13 protein-coding genes are annotated in these 13,448 nt (G+C 67.3%); 2 read left to right on the forward strand and 11 right to left on the reverse strand.

What is annotated here, in order from left to right; all coding sequences use genetic code 11:
- Window positions 1–2: 2 nt before the first annotated feature.
- The 6 genes from QTH91_RS01515 to QTH91_RS01540 all read right to left on the reverse strand — a co-directional run bounded on the left by QTH91_RS01515 (window position 3) and on the right by QTH91_RS01540 (window position 6,103).
- Window positions 3–482: a hypothetical protein gene (locus QTH91_RS01515; RefSeq protein ID WP_286658271.1), complete on the reverse strand. Its 480-nt coding sequence runs from the start codon at window positions 480–482 to the stop codon at window positions 3–5.
- 196 nt (window positions 483–678) lie between these two features.
- Window positions 679–1,362, reverse strand: coding sequence for a 2-keto-4-pentenoate hydratase (locus tag QTH91_RS01520; RefSeq protein WP_286658272.1), 684 nt, complete (start codon window positions 1,360–1,362; stop codon window positions 679–681).
- A 180-nt stretch (window positions 1,363–1,542) separates the two neighbouring features.
- On the reverse strand, window positions 1,543–2,811 hold the full coding sequence (locus tag QTH91_RS01525) for a CynX/NimT family MFS transporter (protein WP_286658273.1): 1,269 nt from the start codon (window positions 2,809–2,811) through the stop codon (window positions 1,543–1,545).
- A gap of 84 nt (window positions 2,812–2,895) precedes the next feature.
- The gene (locus QTH91_RS01530; RefSeq protein ID WP_286658274.1) at window positions 2,896–4,365 is read right to left on the reverse strand and encodes an amino acid permease; all 1,470 of its coding nucleotides are present in this window, start codon (window positions 4,363–4,365) and stop codon (window positions 2,896–2,898) included.
- 176 nt (window positions 4,366–4,541) lie between these two features.
- On the reverse strand, window positions 4,542–5,486 hold the full coding sequence (lhpI, locus tag QTH91_RS01535; RefSeq protein WP_286658275.1) for a bifunctional Delta(1)-pyrroline-2-carboxylate/Delta(1)-piperideine-2-carboxylate reductase: 945 nt from the start codon (window positions 5,484–5,486) through the stop codon (window positions 4,542–4,544).
- Between the two features lie 5 nt (window positions 5,487–5,491).
- Window positions 5,492–6,103, reverse strand: a complete 612-nt coding sequence (locus QTH91_RS01540; protein WP_286658276.1) for a hypothetical protein — start codon at window positions 6,101–6,103, stop codon at window positions 5,492–5,494.
- A 128-nt stretch (window positions 6,104–6,231) separates the two neighbouring features.
- On the opposite strand from QTH91_RS01540, the gene QTH91_RS01545 reads away from it, so the two are divergent.
- Both QTH91_RS01545 and QTH91_RS01550 read left to right on the forward strand, forming a co-directional pair.
- On the forward strand, window positions 6,232–6,996 hold the full coding sequence (locus QTH91_RS01545) for a sulfite exporter TauE/SafE family protein (protein ID WP_286659580.1): 765 nt from the start codon (window positions 6,232–6,234) through the stop codon (window positions 6,994–6,996).
- A gap of 43 nt (window positions 6,997–7,039) precedes the next feature.
- Entirely contained in the window at window positions 7,040–7,813 is a 774-nt protein-coding gene (locus tag QTH91_RS01550) for an SDR family NAD(P)-dependent oxidoreductase (RefSeq protein ID WP_286658277.1), read from the forward strand.
- 16 nt (window positions 7,814–7,829) lie between these two features.
- Here QTH91_RS01550 and QTH91_RS01555 read toward each other — a convergent pair whose 3' ends face one another.
- From QTH91_RS01555 to QTH91_RS01575, 5 genes are all read right to left on the reverse strand, one after another.
- Window positions 7,830–8,447: an SOS response-associated peptidase family protein gene (locus QTH91_RS01555; protein WP_286658278.1), complete on the reverse strand. Its 618-nt coding sequence runs from the start codon at window positions 8,445–8,447 to the stop codon at window positions 7,830–7,832.
- Between the two features lie 79 nt (window positions 8,448–8,526).
- Window positions 8,527–9,042, reverse strand: coding sequence for a MarR family winged helix-turn-helix transcriptional regulator (locus QTH91_RS01560; RefSeq protein WP_390368738.1), 516 nt, complete (start codon window positions 9,040–9,042; stop codon window positions 8,527–8,529).
- A gap of 35 nt (window positions 9,043–9,077) precedes the next feature.
- A complete protein-coding gene (locus tag QTH91_RS01565) occupies window positions 9,078–10,835 on the reverse strand; it encodes an acyl-CoA dehydrogenase family protein (RefSeq protein ID WP_286658280.1) in 1,758 nt (585 codons plus the stop codon).
- A 33-nt stretch (window positions 10,836–10,868) separates the two neighbouring features.
- Window positions 10,869–11,618 (reverse strand): ABC transporter ATP-binding protein, encoded by a 750-nt coding sequence (locus tag QTH91_RS01570; protein ID WP_286658281.1) that lies wholly within the window; start codon window positions 11,616–11,618, stop codon window positions 10,869–10,871.
- Between the two features lie 5 nt (window positions 11,619–11,623).
- The gene (locus tag QTH91_RS01575) at window positions 11,624–13,447 is read right to left on the reverse strand and encodes a branched-chain amino acid ABC transporter ATP-binding protein/permease (RefSeq protein WP_286658282.1); all 1,824 of its coding nucleotides are present in this window, start codon (window positions 13,445–13,447) and stop codon (window positions 11,624–11,626) included.
- Between the last annotated feature and the right edge of the window lies 1 nt (window position 13,448).

Here is a 13,448-nt window from a genome sequence, read left to right on the forward strand (position 1 = left end):
GCTTAGAAGGGATCGTCCCACTTGGGGCGCTTGGGCAGCGAATAGCCATCTTCATCATCTGGCTCGGCGTTGCCCCGCGTATCGCGCACACCTGCTGCTTCGCTGCGCAGTGCCTCGAGCCGCTGATGATGTGACCGTTCCAGGTCACGTTGCGCCATGGCGGCCTTGATGGCATTGTGCCGACGCTTTGCGATCACCCATGCAATGAGACAGATCACGAAGCAGGCTGACAGGTAGGCCACGAAAGCCAATGCACCGGCCATCCATTGCGGGCCGGCGCCCGAATAGTAGATCCACCAAAGTCCGGCGAAGAAGAACGAAACGCACAGGATGATGGCCGCACTCAGGTAGCGGGTCTGAGCACGGACGACGCCGGTTCGGACCATCATGGCAAGCCCGACGATGCTCCCCATGAGAAACCCGAGCGCACGCAATTGGGTCATCTGATTGCCGGCATGCCGCGCCAGGTCGCCGAACTCCAAGGCGGAAGCAAAGCCAAGAATGAACCAACCCAATAACCAACCCATCTGCGACTGCCCTCATCAAATTTGCTGAGATGTGCGTGATCAACCGTGCGTGCGAGCGGTTATGACACATCGTGTGTACCCGGCGTGTCGCTGTCAACGGCACTGCCCCGGGGGTGTGTGGCGCCTGCCGATTCGGCAAGCGAAGGTCACATCATCGCAAAGTCAGCCGCAACCCCTGCAATGGCGCATCGAAATCCGAACGCCATTGCTCGCCGGATTTGACCGGCCAGGCATCCGTCCATGTGCCTGTGGTGACGATGTCGCCGGGCTTCAATTCGGGCGCATCCGGCAGTTCCTGCATCTCCTGCACGAAATGGAGCAGGGCGTGCAGGGGGCCATCGAGCACGTTGCGGCCCACGCCCTCGTCGACCTGCCGGTCGCCGCAGCGCAAGCGCACGCCGAGGCCGGCCAGCAATTCGTCGAGCGCTTCGCCGGTGGGGACGAGATCGCGCACGGGCGTCGGCGGGCCCACCAAGAGACGGCCGTGCAATCCGCTGTCGGCCACGGTTTCGGCCGCGCTGAACTTCCAGTCCTTGCAATGCGACTGCACGATCTCGAAGCCGGCCGCCAGCCAGTCAACGCAATCGAACAACTGCTCGAGCGTGGGACTGCGCGGTGGGGTGGCGCGCATGCCGAAGACGACTTCGGGTTCCAGCCTCGGCTGAGCGAGCGAACCCACTTCGAGCGAACCGCTGCCATTCGCGTCGGCGTGATCGACGGTGGTGTCCCACACCGTGCCCCAGATCGGCGCAAAGACGGCGTAGCGTTCCCAGATCGTTCGATTGGTAAAGCCGATCTTGTAGCCCACGGGCTTTTCGCCTCGGTCGATGCGCAACCGCCAGCGCCGCCTGGTAGGCAGTGGGCAAGTCGGGCCAGGCCGCGCTGTCGCGCTCGGCCGGCCATAGCTCGCCGGAGTCAAGGTGGCGCAGCAGTTCGCTGGGCGCCAGGTCGGGAGAAGGGGTGGACGCTGTACTCGACATGGCGCCAGTCTAGGACCGACGCGCTCTTGCGCCTGTCAGACGGCGGCGCGTGTCGGCGTGCCCGACGCCGGCTTGGCGGCCCCTTGCACCAGCAGGCGTCGGCCTGCTCCCCAACCGCAAGCGGCCATCGCCAACGAAAGGATCACCAGCAAGGCGGCGGACGATTCGAAGCTGCCCGTCCAGCCGCGCAGCAGGCCGGCCAGCAGCGGGCCGCCCGATGCGAGGATGTAGCCGCCGCCCTGCGCCATGGCCGACAGTTGCGCCGTGGTGCCGGGGTCGGGCGAGCGCAGGACGATCAGCGTGAGCGCCAGCGCGAAGGCGCCGCCCTGTCCGCAGCCAAGCAGCACCGCCCACACCCAGCGGCCAGAAAGCGGCCCGAAGATCAAGGCGAGCATGGCCACGCAGACCACCACCGCAAGCGTGACGCCGAAAGCGCGCTGGTCGCGACAGCGCGCCGCGATCGACGGCGTGACCAGGCACGTCATGAGTTGGACAAGGATGGACACCGCGACGACATAGCCGGCCTGTGCACCGTCGAGACCGCGCTCGCGCAGCAGCGGCGCCAGCCAACCGAGCACGATGTACGCCAGTGCCGACTGCAGGCCCATGAAGCCCATCACCTGCCATGCCAGCGGGTCGCGCCACAAGCTGCCGCTGCGCTGCTGTGCGTGGGCGGGAATGGGCTTCGCGGCGAATGCCTGCGGCGCCCAGAGCATGAGAACCAGCGCCGCCGGCAAGGCCCACGAGGCGAGCGTCAAGGCCCACTCGCCGTGAAAGAAATGACGCTCCAGCGGAACGGTGAACGCGGTGGAACTGGAGGCGCCGGCGCACACCGACAAGGTGTACAGCCCCGTCATCATCGATGCCCGCGTCGGGAAGTCGCGCTTGACCAACCCCGGCAGCAGTACGTTGCCGACCGCAATGCCCGCGCCCGCCATGGCTGTGGAGGCGAACAGCACCGGAAGGTGTCCGGTGCCGCGCAGGAGGGTGCCCACGCAGATCAGCAACAGCGCACCCAGCAGTACGCGCTCTGGGCCGAAGCGGCGCGCGAGCGCCGGGGCCGGGATGGCGAAGACGCCCAGGCAAAGCAGCGGCAGCGTGGTCAGCAGGCTGGCTGCCGAGGGCCCCATCCCCGTGTCGCGCATGACCTCGGGCAGCAGCACCGAGATGCTGCCGAACACCGGTCGCAGGTTGAAGGCGATGAGGATGAGGCTGACGCCGAGCAGCCATTGACGGGCAAGACTTGGCGCGGCGAATGGGGCGCCGGGGCGCTCGTTCGCAGGCGATGAGGGCAGAGAAGACATGGGGGCGTCGACTCTAGCTCAACGCCGAGTCAGCGTCCGGCGCGGGGGCATCCTCCCCCGCCCGCAAGCGCGCCCCCCGAGTGCTTACTTCGTCTTGCCCGCAGCGCGCATGCGCTTGCCCAGCGTCGAGTGGTGGCGTCCGTAGCCGAAGTAGATCACCAGGCCGATGGCGAGCCAGACGAACAGGCGAATCCAGGTGTCCATTGGCAGGCCGGCCATCAGCAGCAGGCAAAGCGCAATACCGACGACCGGAATGATGGGCACGCCAGGCACGCGGAAGGGCCGGAACACTTCGGACTCGGCGCGGCGCAGGTACAGCACCGCTCCGCAGACCAGGATGAAGGCGAAGAGGGTGCCGATGCTGACCATCTCGCCCAGCAGGTGGATGGGCATCAGGCCCGCAGCCAGCGACACGAGAATGCCCACGATGATGAGGCTCAGGTGCGGCGTGCCCGTGGACTTGTGGACGCGGCTGAACACGGGCGGCAAGAGGCCGTCACGCGCGATGGTGAAGAAGATGCGGCTCTGGCCGTAGAGCAGCACCAGGATCACCGTGGTCAAGCCCGCCAACGCGCCGAACTTGATGAGCAGCGACAGCCAGGGCTTGCCGATGGCTTCCACGCCCACGGCGATCGGATCCGGCACGCCCAGCTTCTGGTAGGGCACCAGGCCGGTCAGGACGGCTGCCACTGCCACATACAGCAGCGTGCACACCAGCAGCGAGCCCAGGATGCCCAGCGGCATGTCGCGCTGCGGATTGCGCGCCTCCTGCGCGGCGGTGGAGACAGCGTCGAAGCCGATGAAGGCGAAGAACACGACGGACGACGCGCGCAGCACGCCCGACACGCCGAACTCTCCGAACGTGCCGGTGTTCTCCGGCACGAACGGCACCCAGTTGTCCAGGTTGACCATGCCGATGCCGAACCCGATGAAGGCCAGCACCACGACGAGCTTGATGACCACCATCAGGTTGTTGAGCCGCGCCGACTCCTTCGTGCCCAACACCAGCATCATGGTGATGAGCAGCACGATGGCTGCCGCGGGCACGTTGAACAGCGCCTGGACGGTGCTGCCGTCGGCCAGCGTGACCAGGCCTGGCGCATTCACCAGCTCGGGCGGAAGGTGAACGCCGAACTGCCCGAGAAGGCTGACCAGATAACCCGACCATCCGACCGCGACCGTGGCCGAGCCCATGGCGTATTCGAGCACGAGGTCCCAGCCGATGATCCAGGCGGTGAGTTCGCCCAGCGTGGCATAGGAATAGGTGTAGCTGCTGCCGCTCACCGGAATGAGGGCGGACAGCTCGGCGTAGCAAAGTCCCACGAATGCGCAGGCGAGGCCGGCCAGCACAAAGGACAACATGACACCCGGCCCCGCATAGCGGGCGGCTGCCGATCCGGTCAGCACGAAAATTCCGGCGCCGATGATGGCCCCGACTCCCAGTGCGGTGATGCTGAATGCGCCGAGTGATTTGGTGAGCTTGTGTTCGCCCGCCTCGCCACTGGCCACGATGTCGGCGACGCTTTTGCGCGCCGTGTATTGGCTCCCTGACATGTCTCTCTTGCTCCGTTTTAGTGTGGTTCTTGCGGCACGTCGACAAGGTCGAGCGTGACCGGCGAGCACACTAGCATGCAGGTATGCGAACAAGAGGCAGCAAAGGTGTCGCGCGAACAATTCCTTGCAACAAGGGCGCGTTCGCGCTGTAGGGCGGAAGATTTACCTGCCCTTGCTCATGAGCCTTGTCGCGAACGCCACACCAGCGTAGCGGCGGTGAGGTCTTCGAGGGCATTGCCGACGGCCTTGAACACGGTGCGTTCATCGGCTTGCTGGCGACCCTCCCGTTCGCCGCGGCACAGTTGCGTCAGCGTGGCTTGCACGCGATCGGCCGTGAGCGTGCCAGCAGCCAGGGCATCGAGCAGGTCGCCGGACTTCTGCAGCGCTTCTTCGGTGTCGACGAACACGCGCGTGGGCGGCGCCATGCAGTCCACGGATGCCTCGCGCATCGCAGGAGTGAAGCTGCCGATCAGGTCGAGGTGGCTGCCGGGGGAAAGCCATTCGCCCTGCACCAGAGGCTCGGTCGCCAAGGTGGCGCAGCTGACGATGTCGGCCGCGCGAACCGCCGATGCCAGGTCGGGCTGGGCGCGCGCATCGATGCCCTGTGCGCGCCAATGGGCGGCCAGCGCCACAGCACCTTCGGGCCGGTGGTTCCACACCGACACTTCGTCGATCTGTCGCACGCAACCAAAGGCCGCGGGCAGCAGCCGTGCGATCCGTCCCGTGCCCAGCACGAGCAGGCGACGCGCATCCTTGCGGGCCAGGAACGACGCACCCAGCGCGGCCGCAGCAGCGGTGCGGCGCGCCGTGATCTCGTTGCCGTCCATGGTCGCAAGCGGCACGCCGGTGGCGGCGTCGTAGAGCATGTACGTGGCATGCAGCCCGGGAAGGCCGACCGCGCCGTTGCCCGGAAAGATGTTGATGGTCTTGATGCCCAGGAGGCCCTCGTCGCTCCATGCCGGCATGATCAGCACCGTACCCATCGTCTGGCCGGCCTGTTCGATGCGGTGCACATGACGTGGGGGCACGGTGCAGGGCGCCGCGAACGCATCGCGCAAGGCGTCGATCAGCCGGTCGAAGGGCAGGGCGGCAGCGGTGGCCTCGGCATCCAGGTGCAGCATGCGACTCAGCGCCTTGCGATCAGGGCGAGGTAGTCGCGGCGCGTCTGCGCAGACACCGATGCCACCACTTGTGCATGCGGCGTCTGGTGGCGTGCCAGCAGCCGCGCCGTGGCCACGGCCTTGCCCCGGCAGAACCAATGGCAGGTGTGCTGCATGAGCAGGAGTTCGGCGCTGAGCATGTAGGCACGTGCCTTGGGCGCACGGCCTTCCTCGTTGCGCACCACGGCATCGATGCCCCGCGCATGGATCGCGAATGCCTGCCGCACGTCGAACAGCAGTCGACCGGGCAGCAGGGGCTGCGCAAACGGAATCCACAAGGGCAGCTTGCTCACTTGCGCCAGCGGCGCCGGCATGGCCTTCGCGTCCGTGGCGAAGCGCTCGAACTGCTCGGCCAGTGCCGTTTCCACCGTGCCGAGCGTGCCGTAGATCTGGTCGCGGCGGATCGGGTCGTCTTCGCCTAGCCAGCGCAGATAGCCGTCGAGCAGCCGCTCCATCTGCTGCTCGATCTGATAGGGCGAAAGGAAGCGGCCAAGCAGTTGCACCCGCTGCTGCTGTTCGCGTCGCTTGAAGAATTGGAGGCCGACCACGATGGCCAGCACGAAAAGGAAGAAGTCCATGAGAGATGTGTCGGGCGCCACGCAGCGCCGGGCCCTCAAGTGTAGAGACCGCCAGAAGCCGGCGTTCAGCACGGTGTGCCGGCTCGCGCCACAATGGCCGGCTTTGCATTTCCGACTGCCCCATCTTGCTGTCCGGCCTGCCCATTCATACCGACCCCCTGTTCTATGCCGTTGCCATTCCGGCTGTCCTGTTGCTGGGGATCAGCAAGAGTGGTTTCGGCGCCGGCTTCGGGTCGCTGGCGGTGCCGCTGATGGCCCTGGCGCTGCCGGTGCCCGAGGCGGCAGCCATCCTGATGCCGCTCTTGCTGGTCATGGACGTGCTGGGCATCGCGGCCTTCCGGCGCGACGTGAACCTGCAACTGCTCAAGTTCCTCGTCCCGTTCGGATTGCTGGGCACCGTGGTCGGTACGCTGATGTTCCGCGTGCTTTCGCCGCACATGGTCGCGGGCATCGTGGGCGTGTTCACGCTGCTGTTTCTGGCGCAGCGCTTGCTGTTTCCGCCCCGGCCGGACGATCCGCTGCCGCGGCGCGGCGTCGGCGCGGTGTTGACAGTGGCATCGGGCTTCACCAGCTTCATCTCGCATGCGGGCGGGCCGCCGCTCAATGCCTACCTGATCCCGCTGCGGCTCGCGCCCATCGCCTTCACGGCGACGACGGCCTACTTCTTCTTCGTGGTCAACCTCAGCAAGTGGATTCCCTACGCCTGGCTTGGACTGATCGATCTTCGCAACATGGCAACCTCGCTGGTCCTGCTGCCGCTTGCGCCGATCGGCGTGTGGATCGGGGTCCGGATCGCGCGGCGCATCGACGCCAAGCTGTTCTATCGATTTATCTACGTGGGCATGTTTCTGGCTGGCGCCAAGCTGGTGTGGGACGGCTTCTTCCAGGCCTGATCGCTGACGCAACCCCTTCGACTTTCATCACCACCTCATCGACATGACAACTACCCAATCCACCCATCTGGTCGTCCTGACGGGCGCTTCGCGCGGCATGGGCCTGGCCATGGCAGAGCAATTGCTGGCGCGCCCGGCGCACACGTTGCTGTGCATCTCGCGCAATTCGAATGGCGCCCTCGAAAGCGCGCCGCGCGGCGACGGCAGCACCTTGATTCAATGGCAGGAAGACCTGTCGGATGCCACGGCGGCGGCGCAGCGGCTCGCGGACTGGCTGGGCCGGGCCAATGCCCATCGTTTCGCCACCGCCACGCTGATCAACAACGCCGGCGTGATTGCGCGTCCCGCGCCGCTGGACGAAGCCTCGGCGGCCGATGTGGTCAACGCCCTGCGCGTGGGCGTGGAAGCACCGATGCTGCTGGCCAGCGCATTCCTTCGCGCGACGCGCGAGTGGACGGGCGCACGCCGTGTGCTCAGCATTTCTTCGGGCCTGGGTCGCAATGCCATGGCCAGCCAGGCGCCCTATTGCGCGGCCAAGGCTGGCATGGACCATTTCTCGCGAGCTCTGGCACTGGAAGAGGCCGGACGTGCCAATGGTGCGAAGGTGTGTTCGCTGGCGCCCGGCGTGATCGACACCGACATGCAGGCCCAGCTGCGTGGTGGCGATCCGGCGCTGTTCCCCGATCGGGAGCGCTTTGCGCAGCTGCATGCCAAGGGCCAGCTCACCTCGCCGGCCGACGCCGCGGCGCGCGTGCTGGCCTATCTCGATCGCAAGGATTTCGGCCAGAACCCGGTGGCCGACGTGCGCGACGCCTGAGCGTCACGAAGCGCGTTCAACCGCGCGGAATTTCCTGCGACACCAGCCCGCCGACTTGCGCGCAGGGCCGCAGATAGGCGGAGGTTTCCTCGACTGGGCAGCTGAGCCAGTCTTCCAGCCAGGCGTCGTGCAGCAGCGCCGGCTGGCGGACGTCGCTGCCCGCCGGGGCCACGGTCAGCAACGCGAAGCTTTCCACGCATTCGTCCTGCGGCGAACGCCAGCCGTTCCACAGACTGGCCATGGCCAGCGGACGGCCGTCGGCCCGGCTGACGCGCAGCAGATGGTCGGGCGCTCCATGGTCCTGGACCACGGCATCGGCCAGGACCACGCAACGATGGCCGCGCTTCCACGGCTGATGGAAGTTGCGCTCGGCCGCCGCGGCCTCGGCACGCGCCTCGAACAGCGGATCGCTGCCGGTCTGAGAAAAGAGAGGAATCAGGCCCCAGCGCCCGGAGACGGCCTCGAACGCGGCGATCGGCCGCGTGCTGCCAGGATGGTCGGCGCGGGGTCGACGGATGAAGATGCCACGCTCGCCTGGGCGCACCACCGACGATGCAAGGGTCGGCTGGAACGAAACGCCAAAGTTCTGCAGATACGCGGCGGGATCGCCAGTACTTTGGTAGTGGTGAATCATGGGCACAACTGTAGAAATGTGTGTCCTCACGGTCAATGAACCCGGGGGAAAGCACATTGGAGCCGTGCGCACTACGCCACTAAAGGTACAGTTTTTGAAGCAGGTGGATCAGCGATTCGCGCTCGCGGGTGCTCAGCTTGGCGCTGGCATCGAGTTCGGCCTGGGTCACGGCCCGCTCAGCGTCGGCGGTGAGGCGCTCGCCTTCGGGCGTGAGGTGAAGGCCGACGGCGCGTCCATCGTGCGGGTGGGGCCGGCGCTCGATCAGACCGCGGCTGTCCAGCGTCGAGATGAGGTTGACCAGGTTGGGCGGCAGGATGTCCAGCGTGGCGCAAAGCTGCCGCGACGTGGCGCCGGGGTTGTGCGCCAGCAGCGACAACACCGAGAAATCGACCTGCTTGAGCCCGTAGGGCGCCATCCGCTCGGCGAAAACCGTGCTGATCTGCGACCACGCGCGTCGCGCGTTGTAGCCCACCAGCGTTTGCAGGAAGCGGCTGTTGAGCCGGTCATTGCGCGAGCTCGCCTTTGCGGGGGCGGGCGTGGTTCCGTTGGGGTCGGCAGCGGTTGTCTTGATGCTGCTGCGCGAAGTTCGCTTCATCGTCATGGCCAAAGCCTAGCGCTTTCCCGCGCGTGTCAGCCGCGCGCCAGGGAGGGCGCGGCGCCGGCGGCGGCCTGCTGCACCTGCTCGCAGGCCCGCTTGATCATGCCCAGGCGCAGATCGAACTCGGGCAGGACCCAGCGGCGGAAGGCTTGCGCGGGCGCGGCCCAGCGCGCGTCGTCCGGCCCGGCCGTGCGCTCGATGCGCGCCCACGACCAGGTCAGCAGCGTGATCATGACGAGGCGAAGGTAGTCGTCGGCCACTTCGTAGGGCAACTGCGGATCGGCCTGCGCGGCCATCGCGACGGCGGTGCCGATGTAGCGCAGTTGGGCCATGCGTCGCTGTGCATCGGCCTCGTTGTCGCGCGAGGCATCGAGCTCGTCCCGCAACTCGAGCAGGCATGCGGCAAAGGCAGCGCCCGCGTCCGGCAGCACCTTGCGCACCAGCAGGTCGATCGCCTGGATCTCGTTGGTGCCCTCGTAGATCATGGTGATGCGCGCATCGCGCAGCACTTGTTCGATGCCCCATTCGCGGATGTAGCCGTGGCCGCCGAAAACCTGCAGGCACTCGCTGCTGCCGTCGAAGGCCTGGCGCGAGCAGGCTGCCTTGAGCACCGGCGTGATGAAGCTGCACCAGCGCTGCGCACGTTCGCGTGCCTTGGGGTCTGCGGCATGCTTGGCCGCATCCAGCTGTTGCGCGGTCCGATAGGCCAACAGCCGGGCGCCGTCGATCCAGGCGCGCTGCGTGTCGAGGATGCGGCGCATGGCCGGGTGTTCGATGAGGAGGTCGGCACTGTCCTGCGGCCCGCGTGAGGCTGGTCGCAGGGGCGCGCGCATCTGCCGGCGCTCGCGGGCGTAGGCGTCTGCCTTCTGCCATGCGGCGTCGAGCAGGCCGATGCCCTGAAGCGCCACATGCAGGCGCGCCGCATTCATCATGACGAACATCGCGCCCAGCCCCTGGCCCGGCTCGCCCACCAGCCAGCCCGTGGCGTCGTCGAAGCGCATGGCGCAAGTGGGGCTGCCGTGCAGGCCCATCTTTTCCTCGATGCGCGTGCAGTGCGCAGCGTTGCGCGTGCCGTCCGGCAGCAGCTTGGGAACCAATGCCAGCGACAACCCCTTGGGTCCGGCGGGGGCGTCCGGCAGTCTCACCAGCACGAGGTGGACGATGTTGTCGGTCAGATCGTGTTCGCCGCCGGAGATGAAGATCTTCTCGCCGCTGATGCGAAGGCTGCCGTCGGCCTGAGGCACGGCGCGGGTGCGCGCCAGTCCGAGGTCGGAACCCGCCTGCGATTCGGTCAGGCACATGGTCGCCAGCGTGCGGCCGCTGGCGATCTCCGCCAGATAGCGTGCGCGCAGGACGTCGTCGCCATGCTTCTTCAGGCACTCGTAGGCGCCGTGCAGCAGGCCCGGGGCCATGGTGAAGCCGTGATTGGCGGCTGACAGCCATTCGTAGAGCGATGCTTCCAGCACCGCCGGCAGGCCCTGGCCGCCATCGTCGACGGCCGCAGCCAGGGCGGGCCATCCGCCATCGACGAGCGCGCGATAGGCATCGGCAAAGCCGGGTGGTGTGTGAACGGCGCCAGTCTGGACGTCGAAGCGGCAGCCGATTTCGTCACCGTCGCGGTTCAGGGGCGCGACGACTTCGCCGACAAAGCGCCCCGCCTCCTGAAGCACCTGGCTCATCAGGTCGGCATCGACTTCGGCGAAGGGAGGCAGCGCGGCGAGCGCTTCGGGAAGTTGCAGCACCGAGTGCTGCAGGAACATCAGGTCTTCCGGGCGGGGTTGGTAGTGCATGGCCTTGAGTCGGTGGCGGCGCCCGCCGCCTTTTTAGCGGGCGGCGCCCAGATAGGTGTCGATGACGCGCGCGTCGCCGGCCAGTTCGCGCGCCGGCCCTTGGAGGCTGACGCTGCCCATTTCCAGCACGTAGCCGTGGTCGGCCACTTCCAAAGCCGCGCGGGCGTTCTGCTCGACCAGCAAGATGGTCGCGCCGGTGGCGCGCAGCTTGTCGACGGTGCGGAAGATCTCCTGTACGACCAGCGGCGCGAGGCCCAGACTGGGCTCGTCAAGCATCAACAGGCGCGGCCTCGACATGAGCGCGCGGCCCACCGCCAGCATCTGGCGCTCGCCGCCCGACAGGGTGCCGGCCAGTTGCATGCGGCGTTCGGCCATGCGCGGGAACAAGTCGTAGACCGACTGCAGCTGCGCACGCCAATCCCGGTTGCGCAGGCGAACCTGACGGAATGCGCCGAGCACCAGGTTGTCTTCGACCGTCATGGTGCCGAACAGCTCGCGCTTCTCGGGCACCAGGGCGATGCCCAGCATCACGCGTTCCTCGAGGGTCATGCCGTCGATCGGCCGGCCGTCGAACTCGATGCTGCCGCGCGCGGGCAGCACGCCCATCAGCGAGTTCAGCAGGGTGGACTTGCCAGCGCCGTTGGGCCCGATGACGGTGATGACGCTGCCCTCGGGCGCTTCGAGCGAAATGCCGTGCAGCACTTCGGCGCGGCCGTATCCGGCGTGCAGGTCCCGGATGCGCAGCAGGGGTGCGGCAGGTGCCGCTTGTGCAATCGCGTTCATGTGGTTCAGTGTTCGGTTCCGAGGTAGGCGGCGCGCACCTTCTCGCTGCGTTGCACTTCGGCCGGCGTGCCCTCCATCAGGTGCGTGCCGAACTCCATCACGACGATGTGGTCGCAGACATCCATGACCAGGCTCATGTCGTGCTCGACCAGCAGGATGCCCATCCCTTCGGCGCGCAGGCCGCGAAGCACTTCGGCCAGCGCCTGCTTTTCCTTGTGGCGCAGGCCGGCGGCGGGCTCGTCGAGCAGCAGCAATGCCGGATCGGCGGCCAGGGCGCGGGCGATTTCGAGCAGGCGCTGCTGGCCCATGGCGAGGTTGCCGGCCTGCTCGTGCATCAGCTCGCCCAGGCCCACGCGCTGCAGTTGGCGCTCTGCCTCGCGCAGCAGTTCGCGCTCCTGCGTGCGGTCGGTGCGCAGCATGGCGGCCAGGGGGCCCTTGCGGCCGCGCAGGTGCGCGCCCAGCGCGGCGTTTTCGAGCACCGTCATCTCGGGCACCAGCTTGACGTGCTGGAAGGTGCGCGACATGCCCAGACGAGCGATGCGGCGCGAAGGCAGGCCGTCGATGCGCTGGCCGCGGAAGTTCACCGCGCCGCCGCTGGCGCGCAGCACGCCGGTGACCAGGTTGAAAGTGGTGGATTTGCCGGCGCCGTTCGGGCCAATCAGGCCGACGATCTGGCCCGCACGCGTCTGGAAGCTGATGTCGTTCACCGCCACCAGGCCGCCGAAAGTCTTGCGCACCGCCTGCACGTCCAGAAGCACCTCGCCGGCCGCGGGCATGGCGCGCTTGGGCAGCGCGGCGGCGTCGTGCCAATCCACCTTGCGCGGCGCCCGTGCGAACTTGCGGTCGACGAAGGACCAGAGCCCGTCCGGCAGGTACTTGAGCACCAGCACCAGCAGGATGCCGAAGACGATCACCTCGTAGCTGCCGGACGTGCCGATCAGCATCGGCAAGAGCACCTGCAATTGGTCTTCCAGCACCTTGACGACGCCGGCGCCCGCGATGGCGCCCCACACGTGAGCCGCACCGCCCATCACCGCCATGAAGAGGTATTCGATGCCCATCTTCAAGCCGAAGGGCGACGGATTGACCGTCCGCTGGAAGTGCGCGAACAGCCAGCCGGAGATCGAGGCCAGCATGGCCGCCAGCACGAAGATGCCGACCTTGTGGCGCAAGGTGTCGATGCCCATGGCTTCCGCCATCTGGGAGCCGCGCGCCAGCGCGCGCACGGCGCGGCCGGAGCGCGAATCGAGCAGGCGCACCAGCGCGAAGGATGCCGCCAGGACGAACAGCCACACGAGCCCGTAGAACAGCCGGCGCTGTCCGATCTCGTAGCCGAAGATCGTCAGGCCCTCGATGCCCAGGATGCCGTCGTACTTGCCCAGCGCATCGACATTGCCCATCAGGTAGTAGAGCGACAGCGCCCACGCGATGGTGGCCAGCGGCAGGTAGTGGCCCGACATGCGCAGCGTGATGGCGCCGATCACCAGCGCGCTGACGCCTGTGATGCCCAAGCCGATCAGCAAAGTGAGCCAGGGCGACACGCCCAGGTTCACCGTCAGCCACGCCGTCGTGTAGGCGCCGATGCCCACGAACGCGGCCTGCCCGAACGAGGTAAGCCCAGCCACGCCGGTGAGCAGCACCAGGCCCAGCACCGGCAGGGCGTACAGGCCGATGTAGTTGAGCTGGATGATCCAGAACTCGGGCAGCGGAAGAAGCGGCAGCAGCACGATCACCGCGACCAGGGCCCAAGGCCCGTAGCGCCGAAGCGCACTGCCCTTGGCGTTGAGCGCGTCTTGCGCGGCAGGTTGAGAAGAGACGGCGGTGTTCATG

Source organism: Variovorax dokdonensis (genome assembly GCF_030316895.1).
GTDB classification, from domain to species: domain Bacteria; phylum Pseudomonadota; class Gammaproteobacteria; order Burkholderiales; family Burkholderiaceae_C; genus Variovorax; species Variovorax dokdonensis.